Annotated in this window: 24 protein-coding genes, 1 tRNA gene, 1 other RNA gene and 1 pseudogene; 11 read left to right on the top strand and 16 right to left on the bottom strand. The window is 64.5% G+C overall.

The window, feature by feature from the left end; translation table 11 throughout:
* Positions 1 to 20: 20 nt before the first annotated feature.
* Both AB7C87_RS16630 and AB7C87_RS16625 read right to left on the bottom strand, forming a co-directional pair.
* On the bottom strand, positions 21 to 500 hold the full coding sequence (locus AB7C87_RS16630; protein WP_369730614.1) for a histidine kinase: 480 nt from the start codon (positions 498 to 500) through the stop codon (positions 21 to 23).
* 403 nt (positions 501 to 903) lie between these two features.
* Positions 904 to 978: transfer RNA gene (locus tag AB7C87_RS16625), tRNA-Arg, on the bottom strand.
* Positions 979 to 1,141: 163 nt separating this feature from the next.
* On the opposite strand from AB7C87_RS16625, the gene AB7C87_RS16620 reads away from it, so the two are divergent.
* The 5 genes and pseudogenes from AB7C87_RS16620 to AB7C87_RS16600 form a co-directional block, all read left to right on the top strand.
* Positions 1,142 to 1,324, top strand: a complete 183-nt coding sequence (locus tag AB7C87_RS16620) for a DUF7511 domain-containing protein (RefSeq protein ID WP_369730612.1) — start codon at positions 1,142 to 1,144, stop codon at positions 1,322 to 1,324.
* A 105-nt stretch (positions 1,325 to 1,429) separates the two neighbouring features.
* Positions 1,430 to 2,278 carry a geranylgeranylglycerol-phosphate geranylgeranyltransferase gene (locus tag AB7C87_RS16615; RefSeq protein WP_369730611.1) on the top strand — a complete coding sequence of 283 codons (849 nt, stop codon included), beginning with the start codon at positions 1,430 to 1,432 and terminating at the stop codon, positions 2,276 to 2,278.
* A gap of 321 nt (positions 2,279 to 2,599) precedes the next feature.
* Positions 2,600 to 3,226, top strand: coding sequence for an RAD55 family ATPase (locus AB7C87_RS16610; protein ID WP_369730610.1), 627 nt, complete (start codon positions 2,600 to 2,602; stop codon positions 3,224 to 3,226).
* 47 nt (positions 3,227 to 3,273) lie between these two features.
* Entirely contained in the window at positions 3,274 to 3,684 is a 411-nt protein-coding gene (locus AB7C87_RS16605) for a CoA-binding protein (RefSeq protein ID WP_369730609.1), read from the top strand.
* A 106-nt stretch (positions 3,685 to 3,790) separates the two neighbouring features.
* Positions 3,791 to 3,970 (top strand): annotated as a pseudogene (locus AB7C87_RS16600) (hypothetical protein); the annotation flags it as partial.
* 110 nt (positions 3,971 to 4,080) lie between these two features.
* Here the strand turns inward: AB7C87_RS16600 and AB7C87_RS16595 are convergent.
* Both AB7C87_RS16595 and AB7C87_RS16590 read right to left on the bottom strand, forming a co-directional pair.
* Entirely contained in the window at positions 4,081 to 5,061 is a 981-nt protein-coding gene (locus AB7C87_RS16595; RefSeq protein ID WP_369730608.1) for a PLP-dependent cysteine synthase family protein, read from the bottom strand.
* 195 nt (positions 5,062 to 5,256) lie between these two features.
* Positions 5,257 to 5,628, bottom strand: a complete 372-nt coding sequence (locus AB7C87_RS16590) for a DUF5798 family protein (RefSeq protein ID WP_369730607.1) — start codon at positions 5,626 to 5,628, stop codon at positions 5,257 to 5,259.
* A gap of 228 nt (positions 5,629 to 5,856) precedes the next feature.
* On the opposite strand from AB7C87_RS16590, the gene AB7C87_RS16585 reads away from it, so the two are divergent.
* The 3 genes from AB7C87_RS16585 (at position 5,857) to ffs (ending at position 8,762) form a co-directional block, all read left to right on the top strand.
* Positions 5,857 to 7,503 (top strand): potassium channel family protein, encoded by a 1,647-nt coding sequence (locus tag AB7C87_RS16585; RefSeq protein WP_369730606.1) that lies wholly within the window; start codon positions 5,857 to 5,859, stop codon positions 7,501 to 7,503.
* Positions 7,504 to 7,623: 120 nt separating this feature from the next.
* The gene (locus AB7C87_RS16580) at positions 7,624 to 8,319 is read left to right on the top strand and encodes a DUF2270 domain-containing protein (RefSeq protein WP_369730605.1); all 696 of its coding nucleotides are present in this window, start codon (positions 7,624 to 7,626) and stop codon (positions 8,317 to 8,319) included.
* A gap of 131 nt (positions 8,320 to 8,450) precedes the next feature.
* Positions 8,451 to 8,762: signal recognition particle sRNA (ffs, locus tag AB7C87_RS16575), an RNA gene on the top strand.
* 219 nt (positions 8,763 to 8,981) lie between these two features.
* Here the strand turns inward: ffs and AB7C87_RS16570 are convergent.
* The 4 genes from AB7C87_RS16570 to AB7C87_RS16555 form a co-directional block, all read right to left on the bottom strand.
* Positions 8,982 to 9,734, bottom strand: a complete 753-nt coding sequence (locus AB7C87_RS16570; RefSeq protein WP_369730604.1) for a CPBP family glutamic-type intramembrane protease — start codon at positions 9,732 to 9,734, stop codon at positions 8,982 to 8,984.
* Positions 9,724 to 10,326, bottom strand: coding sequence for a TetR/AcrR family transcriptional regulator (locus tag AB7C87_RS16565; protein ID WP_369730603.1), 603 nt, complete (start codon positions 10,324 to 10,326; stop codon positions 9,724 to 9,726). Before AB7C87_RS16565 ends, AB7C87_RS16570 begins: the two co-directional genes overlap by 11 nt.
* Positions 10,327 to 10,517: 191 nt before the next feature.
* The gene (gene folP / locus AB7C87_RS16560) at positions 10,518 to 13,007 is read right to left on the bottom strand and encodes a dihydropteroate synthase (RefSeq protein ID WP_369730602.1); all 2,490 of its coding nucleotides are present in this window, start codon (positions 13,005 to 13,007) and stop codon (positions 10,518 to 10,520) included.
* A gap of 171 nt (positions 13,008 to 13,178) precedes the next feature.
* A complete protein-coding gene (locus AB7C87_RS16555; protein WP_369730601.1) occupies positions 13,179 to 13,940 on the bottom strand; it encodes a helix-turn-helix domain-containing protein in 762 nt (253 codons plus the stop codon).
* 126 nt (positions 13,941 to 14,066) lie between these two features.
* Between AB7C87_RS16555 and AB7C87_RS16550 the strand changes: the two genes are divergently transcribed.
* Positions 14,067 to 14,231 (top strand): hypothetical protein, encoded by a 165-nt coding sequence (locus AB7C87_RS16550; RefSeq protein ID WP_369730600.1) that lies wholly within the window; start codon positions 14,067 to 14,069, stop codon positions 14,229 to 14,231.
* 57 nt (positions 14,232 to 14,288) lie between these two features.
* On the opposite strand, the gene AB7C87_RS16545 is transcribed toward AB7C87_RS16550, so the two are convergent.
* From AB7C87_RS16545 to fdhF, 3 genes are all read right to left on the bottom strand, one after another.
* Positions 14,289 to 15,110 carry a hypothetical protein gene (locus AB7C87_RS16545; RefSeq protein WP_369730599.1) on the bottom strand — a complete coding sequence of 274 codons (822 nt, stop codon included), beginning with the start codon at positions 15,108 to 15,110 and terminating at the stop codon, positions 14,289 to 14,291.
* Between the two features lie 73 nt (positions 15,111 to 15,183).
* The gene (udk, locus tag AB7C87_RS16540; protein ID WP_369730598.1) at positions 15,184 to 15,927 is read right to left on the bottom strand and encodes a uridine kinase; all 744 of its coding nucleotides are present in this window, start codon (positions 15,925 to 15,927) and stop codon (positions 15,184 to 15,186) included.
* Between the two features lie 58 nt (positions 15,928 to 15,985).
* Positions 15,986 to 18,130 carry a formate dehydrogenase subunit alpha gene (fdhF, locus tag AB7C87_RS16535; RefSeq protein ID WP_369730597.1) on the bottom strand — a complete coding sequence of 715 codons (2,145 nt, stop codon included), beginning with the start codon at positions 18,128 to 18,130 and terminating at the stop codon, positions 15,986 to 15,988.
* Between the two features lie 206 nt (positions 18,131 to 18,336).
* On the opposite strand from fdhF, the gene AB7C87_RS16530 reads away from it, so the two are divergent.
* Both AB7C87_RS16530 and mobA read left to right on the top strand, forming a co-directional pair.
* The gene (locus AB7C87_RS16530; protein WP_369730596.1) at positions 18,337 to 18,912 is read left to right on the top strand and encodes a hypothetical protein; all 576 of its coding nucleotides are present in this window, start codon (positions 18,337 to 18,339) and stop codon (positions 18,910 to 18,912) included.
* A 92-nt stretch (positions 18,913 to 19,004) separates the two neighbouring features.
* Positions 19,005 to 19,679 (top strand): molybdenum cofactor guanylyltransferase, encoded by a 675-nt coding sequence (gene mobA / locus AB7C87_RS16525; protein ID WP_369730595.1) that lies wholly within the window; start codon positions 19,005 to 19,007, stop codon positions 19,677 to 19,679.
* 31 nt (positions 19,680 to 19,710) lie between these two features.
* On the opposite strand, the gene yqeC is transcribed toward mobA, so the two are convergent.
* From yqeC to AB7C87_RS16500, 5 genes are all read right to left on the bottom strand, one after another.
* Complete coding sequence (gene yqeC / locus AB7C87_RS16520; RefSeq protein WP_369730594.1) at positions 19,711 to 20,481, bottom strand: selenium cofactor biosynthesis protein YqeC; 771 nt, start codon at positions 20,479 to 20,481, stop codon at positions 19,711 to 19,713.
* Between the two features lie 121 nt (positions 20,482 to 20,602).
* Complete coding sequence (locus AB7C87_RS16515) at positions 20,603 to 21,445, bottom strand: beta-keto acid cleavage family enzyme (protein WP_369730593.1); 843 nt, start codon at positions 21,443 to 21,445, stop codon at positions 20,603 to 20,605.
* Positions 21,442 to 21,672 (bottom strand): hypothetical protein, encoded by a 231-nt coding sequence (locus AB7C87_RS16510; protein ID WP_369730592.1) that lies wholly within the window; start codon positions 21,670 to 21,672, stop codon positions 21,442 to 21,444. The genes AB7C87_RS16515 and AB7C87_RS16510 overlap by 4 nt, the downstream gene beginning before the upstream one ends.
* 140 nt (positions 21,673 to 21,812) lie before the next feature.
* Positions 21,813 to 22,061, bottom strand: a complete 249-nt coding sequence (locus AB7C87_RS16505) for a YhbY family RNA-binding protein (RefSeq protein WP_369730591.1) — start codon at positions 22,059 to 22,061, stop codon at positions 21,813 to 21,815.
* A 139-nt stretch (positions 22,062 to 22,200) separates the two neighbouring features.
* Complete coding sequence (locus AB7C87_RS16500) at positions 22,201 to 22,479, bottom strand: ribonuclease P protein component 4 (RefSeq protein WP_369730590.1); 279 nt, start codon at positions 22,477 to 22,479, stop codon at positions 22,201 to 22,203.
* Positions 22,480 to 22,583 lie beyond the last annotated feature (104 nt).

Below are 22,583 nucleotides of genomic sequence, written 5' to 3'. Positions count from 1 at the left end.
GCTCGATTCACCGACCGAGGCTACCTCGAGAGGGCGCCACAGACGACGCCGAGGATGACGCCGTAAACGGCGTGGCCCATCAGGCTCTCTACGTTCCAGTCCGGGACTGGCGGGGCCATACCCGTCATCGCGCCGACCCAGGCGGGCATCACGAACGACGCCAGAATCACCCAGAGGACGACCCCGTAGACGAGGCCCGCGACGCCGATTTTGAGCGGTGAGTCCAGCCGGTCGCGAACCCCGTCCATTCCCACCAACACGGCGAACACGATCCCGAGCACCGCGGAGTGTCCGAGGTGGATGACCCACCCGACCGCGAGCGCTTCCGGACCGAGTCCGTACATGCCGGGGATCGCGCTCTCGATGATCATCGGCATCTGCATCGTCATCATGATGCCGAAGACGACGCCGCCGACGATGCCGCCGACGAGTCCCGCCTGCCAAGCCGCGAGTTTCACTCCGATCCCAGTCTCCGTTTGCGTGGCTGCTTCGGATGCCATACGGTTGGATACGCGAGTATCCGTAGTAGCGGTATGCCGGTCTGGCGCATGGGATGCACACCCACGGCATCACTTTGATCGTCTGGTCAGCGGATCTCTCGAGTCAGTCGATAGCCCGCCCCGGTACCGAAGTTGTGTCTCATTTCGTCGGCCATGTTCTGGGCGAGACTTCCTCACTGGTGAGCACCGGATCGACGAGAGCGCGATACGCGGATTCAGATCACCTCGAGGGAGATCCGGGCCGCTTCCTAGTCGTTCTCGACTACAGGAAGACTTAGTTTAGATCCAAACAGATGACAACGGTCGTTGCAGGATTTGAACTACGGTCGCGGCGAAGCCGCTCCCTGATTCAAATCCTTCGCGGTCCAGTTTTCACTTCTCACGTCCGTTTGTCGTGAAAACATGGGCGCTGCAGGATTTGAACCCGCGACAACTTGGTCCGAAGCCAAGCACTCTGTCCAGACTGAGCTAAGCGCCCTCACCAGTTCGTTTCCGGCGACTCCGTATAAGTCACTCGATTTTACCCTCTTTCGTCACCCGGAGACACACCGTCGAGCGGGCGCCCTCGAGCGGTCGATTCCCAGCCGCTGAAAATGACGGGGAAGGGTCTTTGTATTCGGGCACCTTCCTTCGGGCACACCATGACGGTGAACGACGCACCCGTTCCAGCGGACGGCCAGTCCGGCGGCGCACAGCTCGAGTTGCTCACCGACGACGAGGAGGTCTGGACCGTCGTGCCGGTCGACGCCTCAGGCGACGAACGGGTGAGCAAGTGGCTCTCGATCGACGGCGATGCCCTCTGCGATCTCGAGGAGTGGCGCTAACTCGCCGTCGGGAGTTGGTTCGGTCGGTTGCGTATTTTTCGCGGTGGTCTCCCTACCCGCCAGCGATCGTACCGTTTATCCGCCAGCGCTGAGCATTCCCGGTCGATGACAGCGGGCGAGACGATACGTGGGATGCTCGAGTTGACCCGCCCGGTGAACGTGATCGCGGCGAGTGCGTTGACGTTCATCGGTGCGTTCGTCGCCGGCGGGAATCTCGCGACGTTCGAGGTGTGGACTGCGGTCGTCGCGACCGGGTTGGCCGTGGGGGCTGGAAACGCGATCAACGACTATTTCGATCGAGAGATCGATCAGATCAATCGACCGGAGCGAGCGATTCCGCGCGGAGCCGTCCGCCCACGGACTGCACTCGGCTTCAGCGTCGTCCTCTTCGCTGGTGCGGTGGCGCTCGCGTTGATGCTTCCGTGGCAGGCGGTCGCGATCGCCACGATCAACCTCGTTGCGCTCGTCGCGTACACGGAGCTTTTCAAGGGGCTTCCCGGGCTCGGGAACGCACTCGTCGCGTATCTCGTCGGGAGTACGTTCCTCTTCGGTGCGGCCGCGGTCGGCCGCATCGAGCCGGCGGTCGTCCTGTTCGTGCTCGCGGCGATCGCGACGCTGACGAGGGAGGTGATCAAGGACGTCGAAGATCTCGAGGGGGATCGCGAGGAGGGATTGAACACGCTTCCGATCGCGATCGGGGAGCGTCGAGCGCTCCAGTTGGCGGCGGCGTTGCTCGTCGTTGGAATCCTCGCCAGTCCGGCCCCGTATCTGCTCGGCTACTTTGGAATCGCGTATCTGATTCTCGTGATTCCTGCGGACGCGATCATGCTGTATGCGGCCGTCCGGAGCTTCGACGACCCCTCGGTCGGTCAGTCGACGCTCAAGTACGGCACGTTTCTCGCGGCGCTCGCGTTCGTCGTCGGCCGGGCCGTTCTCGCGTTCGGTGCGGGCTGATTCTGTTCGGTGAGGGGGGCGATCGATGATAGTAGCCACCCCACGTCATCGTACATCTGATCGCCAGACGGAGCCGCGGCTCTCGCGTTACTCGAACGGAAACGGCGAGCGAAGACGACCCTACGCTGTGCGATCAGTGTGTGAGTCGTTTAAATTGTTACCATCGGTGCGAACGCCGACAGGTGTCGGAATTACCGAGTATAACAGTCCGCTAATCAAAAATACTATAAGCAGGATACGATATTTTCTTACCAGACGTGAGCATAGACGACGGTGTGCCTCGCCCGTCGGCGCGACTGTGTGTGGATGTGAGTGATTGGTATGTATGACCTCGTAGATGTCGTTCCTGAGACCGAAATCGATCCGGGGACGAACGTTCTCATCGCGGGCCCACCCATGACCGGGAAGCGTCGAATCGCGTTCGACATCCTGAAAAGCGGTGCGAATCGTGGCGACGGGTCGATCGTCGTCACGACCAAAGACAGTGCACAGAAGGTGCTCGAGGAGTTTACGGACACGCTCGAGACGGAAAACGCCAACATCGGTGTCGTCGACTGCGTGACGAAACAGCGAGGGATGGGAACGGTCGACGACGACCCGCGGATCAAGTATACCTCGTCGCCGATCGATATGACGGGAATCGGGATCAAGCTCTCGGAGTTTCTCCAGAAGTTCTATGAGGATCGGGGCGTGACCGAAAATCGAGTGTTGATGCATTCAGTGTCGACGTTGCTCATGTACTCGGATCTCCAGACGGTATTTCGGTTCCTCCACGTGTTCACGGGCCGGATCCAGAGTGCGGACGCACTGGGCGTCTACGTCATCGACTCGACCGCCCACGACGACCAGACGATGAACACGCTCAAACAGCTGTTCGACGGCATCATCGAGGTCGAAGAAGGCGACGGTGACGAGCCACAGGTTACGACAGCAGGGCTTTCCACCTGAGGAGTCCGACCGGCGGAGACTTCTTTCTGGGTTACGTACCGCATCGTATGACGATCGAATCCGACGAAGCACTTCGAGACGTCCTGTCCGCCGAGACTATCGCCGTCGTCGGCTGTTCGAGTACACCGGGGAAGGCGGCCCACGACGTTCCGGCGTATCTTCGCCGACAGGGATACGACGTAATTCCGGTCAACCCGTTTGCAGACGAGATTTTCGGGCGGGCGGTCCCGGACACGCTCGCGGACGTCGAAGCGGAGATCAACGTCGTCTGTATCTTCCGGCCGAGCGAGGAAGTCGGCGAAATCGTCGACGATGCGCTCGAGCGTGAGGACGTACAGGTCATCTGGACCCAGTTGGGGATTCGCGACGACGATGCGGCCGAACGCGCCGAAGACGACGGTCGGACGGTCGTCCAGGATCGGTGCATGAAGGTCGAACACGGTCGACTCGTCACTTGAGAAGCCGCTATGTGAAACGCGTCGCTGGCGGCGGTGTGGCTGTTGCGGTCGAACCGGTTCACCGACAGAGACTTACCCGACAGCGGAGTACGTGGTATCGATACGCATGTGTGACCGGTTCGAGAGCTGTTCGAACGACGGGACGTATCAACTCGTCCTCGAGAACCGGAATACCGGGATGGAGGCGGTCGAGTACTACTGCAAGGCCCACCTCGTTTTGCGAGTCTGGGAGGTCGAACGCGACGACGTTTTCGACGTTCGTGATGCGCGGGCGCTTTCGGCGTCCGAATCCGGGACTGGAATCGACGACACGACGACACAGGCGCCGGTCGAACCCCCACTGGACTCCACTGGCTCAGGTGAGTAGCGTCTGATCTGTCGGGACGGCCATCGCCGTCAGGAACTCCACGCGTCGAACGATCGGTAGATTCCCTTCGAGAGGTAGCGCTCGCTCGAGTCGGGGAAGACGGTGACGACCGTCTCGTGTGGCGTCTCGAGATCGCCGTCGGCGATCGACCGGGCGACGCGTTTCGCCGCGACGCTCGCGGCGGCGGCACTCGAGGCGACGAGGTGGCCTTCCTCGCGGGCGAGTCGTCGGAGTTCGTCGTGTGCGTCCCGGTCGGAAACCGCGTAGACGGCGTCGACGAGAGTGGGATCGAACAGTTCGTTGGTGTCGGTGTCGTGGGTACCGATGCCCTCCATCTTGTACTCGCCTTCCGTGCGCTCTTCGTCGAGAAGTTCGCCGTAGAGCGATCCCTCGGGTTCGACGGCGCCGACGTGGGTTTCGTCGTCGTGTTCGAGGGCGTAACGGGCGAGCCCCATGAGCGTCCCCGCGGTGCCACAGCCGGCGACGACCGCGCCCACCTCGCCCTCGAGTGCGTCGTAGATCTCGGGTGCGGTGGTCGCGTAGTGGGCCTCGGTGTTGAGCGGGTTCGAGAACTGTTGGGGGACGACGGCGTCGTCGAGTTCCTCGGCTAGTTCGTGGGCGCGGTCGATGGCACCGCCCATTCCGGCGTCTGTGGGGGTGTTGATGATTTCGGCGCCCAGTGCGTCCATCAGCTGTTGTTTTTCGACGCTGAATCGTTCGGGGACGACGAAGATGGCGTCGAGTCCGAGTTGCTGGGCCGCGATCGCGAGGCCGATCCCCGTGTTGCCCGCGGTCGGTTCGATGACGGTGCCGCCCGCAGGGATTTCGTCGCGTTCGAGCATCCGCTCTAACATGTACCGGCCGATCCGGTCTTTGACGCTCGCACCCGGGTTGAACGACTCGAGTTTCGCGTAGATTCGGATGTCGTCGGGACCGTCGTGAACCCGGACGAGGGGCGTCCGACCGATCGTCTCGAGTACCGAATCCAACGGTCGCTCGTGGGTCGTCATCGTGCTGGCAAATGTTGCCACTATTGTTAGCTCTTGCTGTTGTGGTCGGTCGGCGGGAAGGCGACGCTCGGTGCGATCGGATCGGCCGCGACGTCGAAACGGACGTTCGTCGCTCGACGGCGGAGTCATCGACGTGGCGACCGCCACGAGTGTCGATCGTGATCGGCACCTCGAGTATCGGTACCGATCCCGGCGTTACTCCGCCGAGGTGGGCGTTCCCTCGTCCGGTTTCTCCCCGGTTTCGTCCTCGGCTTCGGTGATGGCGGCGGCGCTCTCGGCGTCGTCCGCGTCGTCGTCATCCCCTGATTCGGCCTCGAGTTCGGCCTCGTCGATCGCGGCTTCGGCGAGGATCTGTTCACCGTCGAGGCCCTGTTCCTCGGCGATGGCGACCAGTAACGCGCGCTGTTCGGTAAGCTGGTGGTCGAGGCGTTTGACCGTCTCGTGGGTGTCGTCCATCTCCTCTTCCAGTCCGATGATCCGTTGCTGGAGTTGCTGTACCTGCTTGTACATCGCTTCGGCCCGATCCGAGAGTCCCTGGATCTTCTTTGCGGTGCTGCCGAGTCCCATGCCCGATAGATGTCTCGGACGGCTAATGGGCCTTTTCCTCGAGCGATGTCTTTTGCTCCGAGAGCGATCGTGATCGAGCGTTCGCGATGGATGTCGGATACGCGCGGAGGGCTACCCGGCGGCAGACCCACCGCCAAGAACGATAGTTCGGGGCGGGGATAGGGTCAGTATGTCCGGGATACGACCGACGACCGGGCTACACCGCGGGCAAATCGCAGGTGAGCGGCCGTGGTAAAACTGACGCGGCGTATCGCGGTGTACGTGGGCTCGCTGTTCTTGTTGATCGGCATCTACACGCTCGCGTATCGGTGGGGAATGGCGACCTACGAGGGAGAGTCACGCACCTGGTATCAAGCGCTCGAGATCGTCGTCCAGTCGATGACGACCACGGGATACGGCCAGGACGCGCCATGGGAGACGCTCCAGATGACCGCGCTGGTGCTTTTGATTCAGGTGACGGGGATCGCCTACATCGTGGTCGCTATCCCACAGTTCGTCGTCCCGTGGCTCGAGACGCTCGTCGAACCGGCGCCGCCGACGGAGATCGACCACCTCGAAGAGCACGTGATCGTCGTCGGCTACACGGACCTCTGTGATACCCTCGTCGGCGAACTCGAGGCCGACGGGACGCCGTACGTGATCCTCGAGGGAGACGACGACCGCGCTCAGAATCTTCACCAGGCGGGTTTCAGGGTTCTCTACGGCGATCCCGGCTCCGAGAGCACGCTCGAGGCGGTCGGTCTCGACGACGCGTTGGCCGTCGTCATCGACGCGACGGAACGCGACCCCGTCAGGACGACGCTCACGATCGAAGCCCGCGATCCCGAGGCGACGGTGCTCGCACTCGTCGCGGATCCCGGCGACGCGAGGTACTTTCGGTACGCCGGCGTCGACGAGGTTCTCTCGCCGAGACACAGGCTCGGCAAGGCGCTCGGGGATCGGATTCGAGACGTCATCAGCCCCGATCTCGAGGCGATCGAACTGGGTTCGAAACTCGACATCCACGAGTTCCCCGTCCCGCCGGGTTCGGACCTCTTCGGCGAACCGATCGCCGACGCTCACCGACTCGAGCGGACCGGAGCGACGGTGCTCGGGGCGTGGGTCCGAGGTGATTTTCTCACGACGCTTTCCGAGGACGTTACGGCCGACGAGAATACGTCGGTGCTCGTCGCCGGAGCCGAGGCGGAACTCGAGGCGGTCGCGGACCGAATCGGCACGTCCGGCGTCCGGTACACTACGGCGAGTGGCCCGGTCGTGATCCTCGGCGAAGGGCTGGTCGCGACGACGGCACGCGGGACGCTCGAGCGAGCCGGCGTGGACACCGTCTCCGTCGGGCCCAGCTCGGGCGAGTCGATCGACGTCGTCGGAGATTCGACCGACGAAGAGACGCTACTCGAGGCCGGGGTCGACGAGGCCGAGACGGTGATCGTCGCGCTCGAAGCCGACGACGCCGCGATTCTCTCGACGCTGGCCGCTCGTGCCATCGCACCGGACGTCGAGATCGTCGCCGGCGCGGTTACCGGAACGAGCGTGGACGCGATGCGAGCCGCGGGTGCGGATTACGTCCTCGCCCTGCCCAACGTGGCCGGACGCATGCTCACGATGCGGATCTTCGAACACGAAGTCATGACGCTCGAGGATCGATTACATCTGGTCGAAGTCGACGCACCCGAACTCGTCGGTTCGGAGCTGTCGACGGCCGAAATCCGCCGGGAATCCGGCTGTTCCGTCGTGGCACTCGAGCGCGGAGGGGATCTGGAGACCGATATCGACGAGACGGCCTTTCGAGGCGACGATCGGTTGCTCGTCGCGGGGACCGACCACCGGATCGGTCGGTTTCGAGAACGGTTCGGCGAGGGAGACCGGACGGACTGATCGGATGCGTGATGAGCTCGAGTGATCACTGGCGTCGACCGCGCGCTGGTTCGATCGGGAGACAGTCGCGTGTTCCGGACGGTGGCAAGGAAGATACGCGCACGCGTCCTACGAACGCGTATGGCCGAGGAGCCGGAGTTCGATCCGGAGGCGGCCGAAGAACGGGAGATCGGCCGCGAGATGGTCGATCAGAGCACCGGCCTCGGCTCCGTCGCGGCACACCTCTACAGAGGCGAGATGGAGCGAACCGTCGAGTGGCGCAGCCGTCTCGATACGACGACTAACTGGGCCGTCACGGTGATGGCGGCGATCGTCGCCTACGCGTTCTCGGGGGACGTCTCACACGCCGTTATCCTCGCCGGCGCGATCATGGGGACCGTCTTCCTGTTCATCGAAGCGCGTCGGTTTCGCGATTACGACATCTGGCGATCGCGCGTTCGAGTCCTTCAAGAGAACCTCTTTGCGAACGCGCTCGACCCTTCCGAGGGTATCGAACACGACACCTGGCGGGCGGACCTCAGCGAGGATTACCGCGATCCAGTGCCGAAGATCAGCTATCGCGGCGCGTTCAGCCACCGTCTCAGGCGGGTCTATCTACCGCTGATGACTGGCGTTCTGCTCGGCTGGGTGTTCCACGTCTGGGCGTTCAATCCTGACGAACCGTTCCTCGAGAGCGCCGGATTGCCCGGCGTCAGTGGAACGGTCGTCGTCACCGCGGTCGCCGTCTTCTATCTGGCGCTCGTCGTTCTCGCCGTGCCGCTGTCGGCGAAAGAGCGCGGCGAGTCGGGCGAGGCGGAACACGGCGACCTCGAGTGATCACGGGCGGCTGTCTCGATCCCCGCTCGTTCGATCTCGAGAGCCGATACGGCTGGGAACGAGGGTGAGTATTCGGGCGCTGTCGGTCGATTGGGGGAGCGAAAGGCCCTTAAGTTCCAACCGCCTACGATGGGATGGATAGGTCGGGCAGTTTGGCCCTGCTCGTTACCCGCGCTATGGTCATCAGCGGGGACCGAACGCCGCGGGCGTCCGGTCAGACCGATCGGGGCCCCGGGAGCCAACATGGAAGCCTCGTCCGTCGGGGACAGCGGTCCACGGTGGCCGTCCGCAGGGACGTCCCGTCGTGGTTAGTCGGCGACAGCCCATCAGGCGCGGAAGCGAGCAGTGGACCGCCGGACACCTGTCGCTCGACGGGTCGCGGGGTGGAGAAGGCAACCGGGATTCCCCCGGTCGGAACGCCGGGCAATCGTGGCCTCCACACTCATACTTCATACGGACTTTCGACACCCAGCGACGGGTTCGTCTGCAGGGATGCTCGAGTACGGACAGCCGTTCAAGCCGTGAACAGTAGAGGCCAGGGACAGTCTATCGAGCCGCGAACGCTCGAGGTCTGATACGGTTTACTGTAAGTCATTTCCGGCGCAACCGCCGCCCGTGTCGCGGTTGCGCCGGTAAATCGTTACAGCAATCCGTATGAGCCCTCAAATCATCGTCGCGAACACGATTAGGAACGGTCCCGCATTGAACCCGGCGTGGACGAGAAACGGAACCGTGAGATTCCGCGTCCGTTCGTAGACGACACCGAAGACGGTACCCATCGCGGTGTAGTAAACCATCCCGCCGACGAACGCGGGACTGGCGAACGACAGGAAGTAGACGTGGAACCACGCGAAACACACCGACGCGACGCCGATCGCGACGAGCGGGCCGATCGAATTCTGCAGGTAGCCCTGGAGAACGCCCCGGAAGAACAGTTCCTCGAGGAACACGGTGACGATCGAAAACACGAGGACGTACACCAGACCGATCGCGACCGACGAGATTCCGTCCATCGGAGACTCCGCTTCGCCACCGAAGTGAGCGAACGACGGCGCGACCGTCGTCACGACGATCACGTACACCGTGTACACGAGATACGCCGCGACGATTCCACCGACGACGGTCGCCGCCTCCGTCCGCGTCGGTCGCCGAATCGGGACGGTAATCGATCCCCGATACGCGAAGTACGCGACGGACGCCACAGCGAACGGCGCCGCGATGGACACCAGGTACCACCCCAGCGAAGGGAGCGGCCCCGTAACGTCGATGCCGGAACGGGCGAATCCGATCTGCGCAACGTACGCACCGGCGACAAGAGCGATGACGACTGCGATCGGGCGAACACGCTCTAGTCGATCGCCGGCAACTGATCCCCCGGCCCCGGGCGAGTCCGACGTCGTCCCGTCAGGACCCATCGGAACGCACCTCGAGCGTCGGCGGTTCGTCGACGTAGACGTCGGCCAGGACGTACTCGACGACGCTCTCGCGAAGCGCCTCGAGCGGGAGTCCGAGCGCGGCCCGGCCGGCCGCGGCGTCCGTCATCGACGCGAGGAAGACCGCGACCCGCTCGGGGTCGTCGGTTTCGAAAACGCCGACCTCGATTCCGTCGCGAAGCACCGCCGTGACGTGATCGACGTACGCCTCGAGGTAGGAGACGAGCGCGAGTCGAAGTTCCTCGTTCCCGGCTGACGCCACCGTCAACAGCTGGAATCCCGGAGGTGCGGTCAGTTCGCGAAGCGCCTCGGCTTGCTCGAACTGGTCGGCCACGATCGCCGCGAGTTGTGTTTCGGGATCGCCGTCGTGATCCTCGAGGCGCTCGCGGAACTCCGCTTCGAGGAACTCGATCAGGCCAACGACCAGATCGACTTTCGTCTCGAAGTGGTAGTGGACGCCGGCGTCGGTCATCTCGAGTTCCTGCCCGATTCGACGGGCCGTGAGTGAATCGTACCCCTCTTCGACGAGGATCGTCCGCGCCGTCTCGAGGATGTTCGTTCGCGTCTCACCCATACTTAGTTAGTGCTAACTAATCGGGCAGAACATTTACATTTTTCTCATCGGCGCTAACGGGTCACGACGCGAGAATATCGATGGCGAACACACAGATTTCGAGCGGCTTCGCGGACGATTGACTATCGACGGAGGTTCCCTATCGACGCAGAATTGGACGGCCCGTGACGAAACGTGCCGGTCGACCGAGACTACGACTCCCACTCGAACCGGTCCGGATTCCGCGTCGCCAGCGCCGTTCTGACCGCGGCGACGTTCTCCGGGCCATCGTGTACCCGAACGATGTCCGCACCGCGGTCCGTGGCGAGTGCACTCGCCGCGACGGTCGCCTCGAGTCGCTCGCCTGCGTCACAGCCAACGTGGGCGAACATCGATTTGTGCGAGTGGCCGACGAGGATCGGACAGCCCAGTGCGCGAAATTCCTCGAGTCGGCCGAGCATCTCGAAGCTCTCTCGAGCGGACTTGCCGAACCCGATACCGGGATCGACGACGATCCGATCGCGGTCGATTCCGGCTTTCTCGGCGAGCAGGATCCGCTCTGAGAGCTGGTCGATCACGTCCTCGACGACGTCGTCGTAGACGACCTCGCGGTCCGGAACGACCGGCGCGTCGATGCTGTGCATCACGACCAGTCCCGCGTCGTGGTCCGCGACGACGAAGCGCATCTCGGGGTCCTCGAGACCCGACACGTCGTTGACGACGTCCCCGCCGGCCTCGAGTGCGGCGTCCGCAACCGCCGCCTTCCGGGTATCGATCGAGATCGCAACGTCGAGATCGGAGAGTCGTTCGACGACCGGAACGACGCGGTCGATCTCTTCGTCGGACGCAACCGGTTTGGCACCCGGGCGCGTCGACTCGCCGCCGACGTCGATCACGTCGACGCCGGCGTCGATCATCGCCTCGGCGCGCGAGACGGCGTCATCGATCGAGTCGTACTCGCCGCCGTCGTGAAAACTGTCGGGGGTAACGTTCACGATCCCCATCACCGCGGTGCGGTCGTGCCACGGGTAGCGCGGATCCGTCTCGACGCCCGCCGACCCGATATCGAGGGTTTCCCGGAGGTCCCGCGCGATCGGACGAACGCCGTCGCCGCGTCCAGCCGGCCGAGACTCGAGGGTCTCGACGAGGCCGGTAAACTGTGCGAGCGTCCCCATCAGGACGGCGTCGACGCGCTCGTCGTTTCGGTCGCCGCCGGTGAGGACGCACTCGCCACCGAGACGGAGGAGTTCTTCTCGCAGTCGGTTCGCCTGGCCGGCCTGCAGGTTGGTTTCGACGACCCGGTGGAGCGCACTTCGTTCGGCTCGGTCGACGTCGAACGCGTCGACGTTCGCCCGCTCGAGGGCGTCGCGGGCGTCTTCCCGATTTCGGATTCGCTTCGGAACGCTCACCGCGGACCACCGCGAGCGCGCCTCCGCGACCGCGAACAGCGAGCCGGTGACGAGCACGCAGTCGTCCGGATCGGATTCGTCCAGGGCGGCCGTGAGCGCGTCGGGAACGGACGGATTCGTCCGTACGTCCGGAGTGGCGGCGTCAGCGAACACCTCCGCCAGCACTCCACTCTCCTCTGCGCGCTCGAGTTCCGGCTCCGTCGCGATCACCGTATCGGGGGTCGGTAACGCGGCCGCCATCTCGCGGTGGTCTTTGTCGTGCATCGCGCCGAAGACGACCACGAGGTCGTCGTACTCGTACGTGGCGAGCGTCTCGGCCAGTTGCTCGCAGGCGCCGGGGTTGTGCGCGCCGTCGAGGACCACCAGCGGATCGGTTCCCATTACCTCGAATCGACCCGGCCAGTGGGCGTTTCGCAGGCCCCGTTCGAGGTCCCCCACGCTCACGTCGGCGACCTGTCGTGCGAGAACGGCCGCGATCCCGGCGTTTTCGGCCTGGTGTTTCCCCGGGAGCGGAACGTTCGTCTCGAGTCCCCACCCATCTCCCTCGACCGAGACGGCGGCCTCGGTGTGGTTCGTTCGACCCTCGTACGTTACCCGAACGTCCGCCGCTTCGCCGTCGTCTCCAACGCCACCGTCGTCGGTCGTGCCAACCGTGATCACGTCGCCAGCGACCTCGCGGACCGCCTCGAGCGCCGATCCGGTGACGCCGGTGACCAGCGGGGCGTCGGTGGGGGCGACGTGTGCTTTGTCCCGAGCGATCGCCTCCTCGGTGTCCCCGATGATGCCCGTATGCTCTAAGGTGACGCTCGTTACCGCACTCGCGATCGGATCGACGACGCTCGTCGCGTCGTACTTGCCGCCGATTCCCACCTCGAGGACCGCGACGTCGACCTCCTGTCGGCCGAACCGCCACAACGCGAGTCCGGTCATCGTCTCGAAGAACGTCGGCGACTCGCCGTCGCTGGCTCGTTCTCTCACGTAATCGCGGACGGCCTCGACGTACTCGGTGACCGCCGATCGAGGGATCTTCCTCCCGTCGACCCGGACGCGCTCTCTGACGTCCGTCAGGTGCGGAGACGTGTAGAGTCCGACCGAGAGTCCGGCCTCGCGGAGCGTGCGTTCGACCATCCGGGCCGTACTCCCCTTCCCGTTGGAGCCGGCGATCTGGACGAACTCGATCGACTCGTGTGGATCACCGAGGTGTGAAAGGAGCCGCGCCGTCGACTCCGTCCCCGGCTTCGGGCGAAATCGCCGTAGACCGAAGAGGAAGTCAACCGCCTCGTGATACTCCATACTCGAACCACAGAGTCCGCTCGCTTTAGGGTGTCGAACTCGAGTCCTTCGGCCAACGCTTACGAGACGGTTTCGGCGCACAGTCCGACGGTTCTCCCACCGCGTCGGTCGCGAGTCGTTCGTCTTTCCAGTCCTCTCGAGTGGGACGCGACGAAACTCGACGGCCGGCGGTCAACGGCTGGCGGTCGGTCCGTCGGCTGAGTCTCGAGTCAGCAGGTCGGTGCCGGGATCGAGCAACGACGCCTCGGCCTTCCGGAGGTGCTCGTGGACGGTCGAGGTGCTCACCTCGAGTTCGTCGGCCAGGTCCGCCGCGTCCGCCCGCCGGGGGTGTTCGTAGTAGCCTCGTTTCTGAGCGAGGCGAAACACCTGGCGCTGGCGACCGGAAAGTTGATCGAGGGGTAATGGACTCTCCCGCTCCACTCGACTCGCGTGTGTCAGGCCCGTTACCGTGATCTCCGCGCCGCTCGAGCGACGGATCGCCTCGAAGAGGACGTCGACGTGCTCGCGGTCGTGGCGGGTGAGGACCGTCCAGTACTCGGTGTTCTCTCGCGCGTCGACCGGTCTGGCGGGCACGAACCCTCGATCGGTGAACTCGTGGCTGATCTGGGTCGTCGCGTCGTGATCGACGAGCAGTTCGCGGATCGCGTTCCCCGGCCGGGAGACGTTCCTGCGTCGGTTGTAGGACATCTCAGCGACGTCGTAGACCGCGTCTGACCGTTCGATCTCGACCATCCCCTCCTCGAGCGCGGCTGTCGTGTCGCCGTAGAGGGTAAACACCGTCGTGGTATCGCCGTTTGGCCGGCGAAAACAGCCGTAACTGAGCAATCCGACGTCGGCGGCGTCGGTCGTCTCGAGCACCCAGCAACCGGGGTGCCACACCTCGAGGGAGAGTCGCAACGCGTCGGTCTCCCTGAATTGTTCGAACGATTTCACGCGGTGTGGTAGGACGGTACCGAGGGTAAGTTCACCGCCTGTTCGGTACGGCCCGGTCGCCCGACGACCGACTCGCCGGTCATAGCAGGACGTCTCCTGATATCTCCCCCGGCGCTCGGAGAGGCCATGGCAACCGGGGAGAATTATTCCGACGGATCGGGACGGCGAACGACTATCGGCGGAGCGGGCGACTGCAAACACCCGCCCGAGGCGCTCGAGTATCTCGGGCAGATGGGCGAAGCGAGTTTTCACCGCTGTTCGGCCTGCGATGGTGCCCTCGTCAGTTGGTGATCGACGCCAGCGGATGCGGACGATCCGGTTCGTTCCGCTGGGTGCCGGCGCGAGCGTTCACGCCGCCCCTCGATCGGCGAACCGACCGCCGTCCCACCCGCGAACGCGTGACCTAACAGCCGACTCGAGCGCCCACGCGGCGGCGAGGACGAGCGCGTACGGGCCGAACAGGAGGATGTGGATCGGGCTGTCGGTCGTCGCGAAGACTTCGACCGTCAGGAAATAGGGTACGAGCAGTACGAACAGGATCGCCGGCGAGACGATTCCGCGAGCGTAGAGCGCGGCCAGCGGGACGACTGCGACGACGGTCGCAAACGCCAGAACTGCGATGGCGGTGACCGACGGGCGAATACCGGCCCGGAGGACCAACAGCGTGGTCGACACGCCGACGACCGATCCGAGGCCAAGCACGGACGACGCCAGCATCGGCCTCGAGAGCGGGAGCTGGGGGAGATTTCGGAGTCGGTCGTCGCCGACGCCGTAGCCGCGTCTGATCGCGAACTCGAGACCGCCGGCGACCAGAAATAACGAGAGCCAGACGTACCACGCGTTCGCGTAGCTTGCGACGTGCGTCGGCCCGTCGACGATCACGTATCCGTCGAGCGTGCTCCACTCCGGGTTCGGCGTCGTCAACTCCAGGGAGACGGTTCCGATGAGGACGACCAGGAACCCGACCACGGGAGCGAGGAGACGAGTGTGTGCCGAGACGGATAACGCCAGGAATCCGACGGCGAAGGCGGTCAACGCGAGCACCGCGACGCTCGAGGCCGACTCGAGCGTGGGATATCCCGCGCGGGCGTAGAGTGTGAGGACGGCGACGACGTTTGCGAGACCGCCGAGCGCACCGATCGCGACGGTCGTCGCGGAGGGGCGAGCCATAGTCGACTCGTCGGCATCCACCGACATGTACTTTTTTCCACCTGTTCGATCGGCCAGTGTGGATCGAACGCGCTCACTCGAGCGATCCGGAGTCCGCTGACGAACTGTGCTCCGTTTCGATTTCCTCGAGACTCGAGTCACGATCCGGATCGACCCCTTCGAGCTCCGACTCGCGATCCGGGTCGAACTCCTCGAACTCCGAGCTTCCGCGTTCGGCCTCGATCTTGTCGATGAGGAGGTCGACGGCGATCCGGTTCGATCCCTCGGGGATGATAACGTCCGCGTTCTTCTTCGTCGGCGCGACGAAGCGCTCGTGCATCGGTTTGACCGTCTCGAGGTACTGCTCGATCACGCCCTCGAGATCCCGGCCGCGGTCGACGACGTCGCGTTCGATCCGACGCAGGATGCGGACGTCGGCGTCGGTCATCACGTACACCCGGAGATCGAGCATGTCGAGGATCTCCTCGTCGTATAGCGACAGAATCCCCTCGAGGACGATCACCTCCGTGGGCTCGACGAGAACGTACTCGTCCGTCCGAACGTGCTCCTCGAAGTCGTACTGGGGCATCTCGATCGACTGGCCCGTCAACAGCGCGTCGAGTTGCTCGCGGAGGAGCTCCCACTCGAACGCCGACGGATGATCGTAGTTGACCGTCGCTCGTTCCTCGTACTCGAGGTGTGAGAGGTCTTCGTAGTAGTTGTCGAGTGGAATGCGAGTGAGCGGTTCGCCGACGGCCTCGGCGACGTCGTGGGCGACGGTCGTCTTCCCGGCGCCCGTCCCGCCCGCGATGCCGATGACGAACGACGGAATACTCATCGTCCGCATCTCGAACCGGTCGATAATCAATCCCGTGATACCGAGTCGGTCGGTTCGCTCACTCGAGATCGACTTCGATCTCGGCCGCGGCGGCCTTGTACTCCGGAATCTTCGCTCTGTCGTCGAGTACGTCGTTCGTGAGCCGGTTCGCGGATGCGGCCGCGAAGTGTGGCGTCGTCCAGACGACGCCTTCCTTCGTGTCCTCGGTGACCTGTGCGACGACCTCGATCTCCCCGCGCCGGGATCTGAGGGTGACCTCGTCGCCGTCCTCGACGCCGTAGCGCTCGGCGTCGACGGGGTGGATATCCACGAAATTCTCGGGAACCTGTCGCTCGAGCGTCGGCGATCGGCGGCTCATCGTTCCGGTGTTGTAGTGTTCCTCGACCCGCGCGGTCGTCAGGATCAGCGGGTACTCGTCGTCGGGCGTCTCTGCCGGCGGCGTGTGACTGACGCCTTCGATGTGACCCAGCCCACTCTCGGTGTCGAACTCCTCGGCGTAGAGGTAGGGGTCACCCTCGTCGCCGGGGACGTAACAGGGCCAGTGAAGCCCCTCCGTCCCGAGCGCGTCGTAGCTCATGCCGTGGTAGATGGGACAGACCTCCCGGAGCTCCTCGAAGACGGATTCGGGGTCGTCGAACGCGAAGCCGCCGACGGGAACCGTCCGGCTCTCCGTGGAACCCGAATCCCCGCCGTCGAACAGTCGGGTACCAATCTCCGAGAGGATCTCGAGGTCGTGTTTGGTGTTCTCGTGGACTTTCTCGACGCCGCGCATCCGCTGGACGCGCCGGTCGGTGTTCGTGACTGTTCCGTCGCGTTCGGCCCACGTCGTCGCCGGCAGGATCACGTCCGCGTACTCGGCGGTTTCGGTCAGGAAGATGTCCTGGACGACGAGAAACTCGAGATCCTGAATCCGTTCGACGACGCGGTTCGCGTCGGGTTCGCTCATCACCGGATTCTCGCCCATGACGTAGAGTCCGTGGACGGTGTCGCCGAATCGGTGGGAGATCTCGACGTTGGTCAGGCCGGGTTCGTCGGGAACCTCGAACCCCCAGACGTCCTCGACGCGTTCGCGGGCCTCGTCGTCGTCGACCAGCTGGTAGCCCGGCAAGACGTTCGGCATCGCGCCGACGTCACAGGTCCCCTGGACGTTGTTCTGTCCCCGAAGCGGGTTGACGCCCGTTCCGGGTCGGCCGAGGTTACCCGTTATCAGCGCGAGGTTGATCTCGTTTTGGACGTTGTCGACCCCACAGCGGTGCTGGCTCATCCCCATCCCGGTGAAGATGGCGGCGTTGTCGGCCTCGGCGTACTTCTCGGCGACCAACTCGATCGCCTCGAGCTCGAGGCCACACTCGTCGGCGGCCGCCGCTTTGTCGAACTCCTCGAGTGTTTTCACCAGATGGTCGAACCCTTCCGTGCGCTCGGCGACGAACGCCTCGTCGATCCAGCCGTCTTCAGGGTGATCCTCGTGGTGCTCGAGGATGGTTTTCAGGACGACGTTGAGAAGCGGAATGTCGGTGCCGGGGTTCAACTGGAGGTGCTGGTGGCGATCGGTGTCGTCGATCCCGAACGAGCGCGTGGTCTTGTTCGCGTGGGGGTCGACCTGGATGACGGTTGCGCCGTCGAGGACGGCCTGCCGGAAGTACTGGCTGTTCGCGATGGGGTGTTGTTCGCCCGGGTTCGCCCCCTGGATCCAGAACAGATCACACGCCTCGCGCAGATCGGCCATGCTGTTGGTCATCGCGCCCGCGCCGAGGCTCGTCCGGAGCGCCCAGACCGTCGAGGCGTGACACATCCGGGTGCAGTTGTCGACGTTGTTCGTCCCGTAGCGGCGGGCGAGTTTCTGAAGGAGGTAGTTCTCCTCGTTCATCGTCTTCGAGGAGCCGAAAAAGCCCATCGCGTCCGGTTCGTACTCCTCGCGGATCCGCTCGAGTTCGCTCACGACGTACTCGTAGGCCTCCTCCCAGGTGGCCTCGCGGAACTCGCCGTCTTCCCGAAGCAGGGGATCCGTGAGTCGATCCTCGTGGTCGACGACTTCGGTCGCCGCGCCGCCTTTGATACAGATGCGTCCCTCGTTGACCGGCGCATCGCCCCAGGGGAGAAATCGCACGTCCCCCGGCTGGTCGCCCTGTTGGACCGTGATGCCACAGCCGACGCCGCAGTAGGGACAGATCGTCTCGACGGTTTTCTGTTGATCACTGGACATGCGTAGCGTATCTCTCGAAATCGGACCGCGTCGCGTTCATTCACAACTCCAGTGTGCATGAGTGTTTCTCTCACAGGCGGGGCCGATTTCGTCGGTCGAGTTCGAGGCCGGCTGCCGCTCGAGACCACAGTCACACGCAGTCCTGGCGTTTCACCGGTCCCGAGTCGGCCGAACTGCTAACATCGACCACGACGAACACCACCGCGATGGAACTCACGCGTTCGATCGTCGAGGCCGAGGCTCGAGCGTATCGGGAGCACGCACCGCTGGCCGTCGTCGAGGCGGAAAACGTCGAGACGCTCCCCGGTGCGTTCGCGTCGGGCGAGTACGGCCGACGAGACGCCGCCTGGGTCGTCCGGTGGTACTACCGGCGCTTTCTCGGCGAGTATCCCGACGACGAGCGACGCGACGCGGAGGACCGATTCTGGAACAACGAGTTCGACGCGGTCAGAGCCGCCGTCGGCGACGCGGTACACGCGGACGACGCCGCGGCGGGAGTCGAGTCGCTGACGTGTCTCGAGGGTGTCGACGTTCCGGTCGCCTCCGCGTTCCTCGCGTTCGTCGCTCCTGAGGAGTACGTCGTCGTCGGTCCGCGGACGTGGTCGACGCTCGAGGCGGCCGGCGAACTCGAGCGAGTCTATCCCGATCCGCCGTCGATTCCGGCGTACGAAACGTACCTCGAGCGGTGTCACGAACTCGCCGACCGCTTCGACTGCGATCCGTGGACGCTGTATACGGCACTGTTCCGGCTCGGTGACGTCGGCCACCGTGACCCCGTGTGAGCACGTTCTGGCCGTTTGGCGCCCGCCGGACCGATCGTCGGTTCGCCCGTCCCGCCCGGACCCTTTTGAGCCGGCCCGACTAACTGGCGGGTATGACCGCGGAATCCAAACTCCCGGAGCGGTCCGCCGTCGTCCTCGCGGGCGGTCACTCGACGCGATTCGGAGAGGCCGACAAGGCCGTCGCCAACCTCGCGGGAACGCCGATGATTCGGCGGGTCGCCGACCGAGTTCGCCCCCTCGTCGACGACCTCGTCGTCAACTGCCGGGCAGAACAGGTATCCGCGATCCGTGACGCCCTCGAGCCCGGCACCCACTCGACGGATACCGACCGCGACCACGCGATCTGCTTCGCCGTCGATCCCGTCCCAGACCAGGGCCCGGTCGCAGGCATCGCGGCCGGACTTCGCGCGGCGAGTGGCGAGTACGCTGCCGTCGTCGCCTGCGACATGCCGTTCGTCGATCCGGATCTTCTCACGCACCTGTTCGACCGCGCGGTAGGCCACGACGCCGCCGTTGTGCGCGTAGACGAGTGGTTCCAGCCGACGCAGGCGGTCTACCGGTCCGACGCGACGGCCGAGGCTTGCGAACGCGCCCTCGAGCGGGACGAACGTCGGATCGTCGAGGCGATCGCCGATCTCGACTACGCCGTCCTCGAGGAGCCAGAAATTCGCGAGTATGCGGCCCTCGAGACGTTCGAGAACGTCAACACCCGCGAGGAACTCGAGGCGGCGGCCGAACGCATCGCCGCTGGAGGCAGGTCGAACTAACGAACGGTGTTTGCCGACGCTACGACCCCCGCTACTCGAACTCGAGGACGTCGACCACCGGATCGTCGGCGATCATCCGAGCGAGGACGACACGCGAAACGCGCGGTGTAAGGTCGAGCACCGCCGTCCCGATCTCACGGGCGACCGTTGTGGCCGCGGCGTCGTCGACCTTGTTGAGAAGCGGGACGACCGTCGCCCCGTCGGGGACGTTCGCGAGACCGCCTCGCTCGCTCGCGAGGACTCGAGCGACGTCGATCGGCCGGATCGGGTCGCCGATTTCTCGGTCGGTGATCGCCGCAACTCGCTCCGGGCGATGGACTGCGTCGGCCGAGAGCGGTGAGCCCGCGGCGTCGACGCTCGCGATCGGGACGACGGTGTCGGCGGTCCGGGGAATCCGGGGCTCGTGGTCGGCGGGTGCTTTGAGTTCTCGGGTCCGCGCGCCGTCGGCTTTGACGAGGACGAGATCCGCCAGCCCGCGCTGTGCGAGGTCGTCGATACCGTCCGGCTCGTAGCCGACGTATCGGTCCTCGCCTTCGGTTGCCGGAACGACGCCGATCGGCCAGCCGTCGACTTCCGCGCCGTCCCCACCCCACCGCTCGACGGTCGCGATCGGATCGTCGGTCACGACGACCCGTTCGACCTGGCGGTCGAAGATTGGGATCCGCACCGTCGCGGTGACGACCGCCCGCGTCCCCTCGGTCGAGGCACGCGTCGCGAGCGCGTACAGCGTCGTCTTCTTCCCGCCCGCGCCGACGACGGCGACGAGCCCCGTTTCGGCCTCGAGGGCCTCGAGAACGTCCATGCAACCGCTACTACTGCGGAGGACTATAGTAGCTCCTGACAGTCACTGCATACCCGATCGCAGGACGGCATTTTGACCGATGTGTCACTCGTTTCAGTAGCGACGATAACCGGTTTGGCCCTCAGAGTCCGAGGATGTCTCGGGCCTGGGATGGCGATGCGATCTCCCGCCCGAGTTCGTCTGCGACCCGAACCACCCGTTCGACGAGCTGAGCGTTGCTCTCGGCGAGTTCTCCGCGGCGGTAGTAGACGTTGTCCTCGAGACCGACGCGAACGTGGCCGCCAAAGAGGATCCCGAGCGTCGCGAACGGGAGCTGGTGGCGGCCGAACCCGATCGTGTTGAACGTCGCCCCGTCGGGGAGCGAGTCGATCGCGTTCAGGAGGTTTCGCGGCCTCGGTCTGCTGAGCGTCCCGGGGCCGAAGATGAGCGTCGCGTAGACGGGATCGGCCAGTTCGCGCCGCTCGAGCAGTCCGTACACTTCGTTCAAGTGACCGTCGTTGAACACCTCGAGTTCGGGTTTGATCCCCCGCTCGACCATCTCGGCGTGGAGCGAGTCGACCAGCGCGCGGGTGTTCTCGCCGGTCAGGTGATCGTATCGGTTGAGCGGCCCCATGTCGAGCGAGGCCATCTCCGGTGGCGGGTCCGTTCTCAACGCGAGGTGACGAACGTCCGCCGGCGCTCCGGTTCCGCCCGTCGAGTGCTGGACGATCACGTCGTCGGCGTGACGTCGTACGGCGTCGTCTACCTCCTGGAAGCGTTCGGTTTCGAACGACCGCTCGCCGTTCGGTCGTCGGGCGTGGAGGTGGACGACCGACGCGCCGGCCTCCTCGACCTCGGCCGCCGCGCGACCGATCTCCTCGGGTGTCTCGGGGATGTTCGGGTTCGCCTCCTTGCCGTGGACGCCGCCGGTCAGCGCCGCGGTAACGATCACCGGCTCGTTCGCGAGAAACGCCTCGTAGCTCACGAGTTCCCTCCAGCCCGGTCGACTTCGCCGTCCGCTTCGCTTTCGCCGTCGTCGGCATGTTCGAGGTATATCTCGCAGTGTTCGTCGTGTGCGAGGCCGTAGCGGTCGTTACAGACGTCGGCGCGCATCGCCTGGACGAAGCGATCAGCCGCCGTACAGTACGCGCGAGCCTCGTCGAAGCGCGCGTCGTCGGCCCGGTCTCGATACGCAAGATACGGACAGACCATACGACGAGTACGTCGGGTGGGGTGTTAACGATTCGCTGGGAAAGGCGGCCGTATCGGAGACGACGAGTGATCTGGCGCGGTCGGAGAAATCACCCCACGTTTCGGGAAATCGCTCTACGGGAGCGAAACGAAGCCGCTCGTCACCGGTAGAATACTGCCGTGTGCCCTCTCGTTTCGACCAGCTCGGCGCCGACCCGATCGGCCAGATCGTCCGCTTTTTCGTCGGTGGAGTCGCCGGCTCTGGCGGCTCGAAGGAGTTTTACCTTCACGAGATCCCGATTCGAGAGCTGATCGTCGAGTTCGTCGACGACCGATTCGATTCCGCTTTTCCCCACCCAGACGGTCACGTCGAGATCGTGTGCGCGTCGTTTGCGTTCTTCTCGGTCCATACCCCCGGTTGAGGGTATGGAGTGATTTGAATCTTCTCGAATCGGTATTGCGAGGTCGACCAGCACGACCGCAAAACAGGTCGCTGTCCCGTCGGAACTATCGTCGTCGTTGGAACGACCCATTCCTGACAGAATTCCGTCAGTCATTGTACGGGTACCGCGCGTGGGCACCACAGTCACAGGTAACGACGACGTGGCCGTTTCGAAGTCTGACGCGAGCGTTCGTTCCCGGCCGCAGGTACGCATCACACGAGTCACAGCTAAACCGGCGAAACGTTCGAGGAAGCTCGAGCCGATTTCGTTCGGCTACGCGGCGTGCGAGCCGAACGTAGTACCGTGCTCGGTCGTCGTCTCCGTCCGTGGCCGCCGCTCGAGCGAGGTCGTGGAGTCGGTCGATACGTTCGGCCGCGACGTCCATGCAATCCCTTTCGTCGGTCGACGTATTGGTGTTACGTTCGCACATCTGATACGGATTGTTTGCGGATTGCACCGACGATTGCCGACCCCGTCCGAGCGATCATC

This window comes from Natrarchaeobius versutus (assembly GCF_041205745.1).
Taxonomy (GTDB): Archaea; Halobacteriota; Halobacteria; order Halobacteriales; family Natrialbaceae; genus Natrarchaeobius; species Natrarchaeobius versutus.
This window is presented reverse-complemented; position numbering and strand designations above follow the sequence as displayed.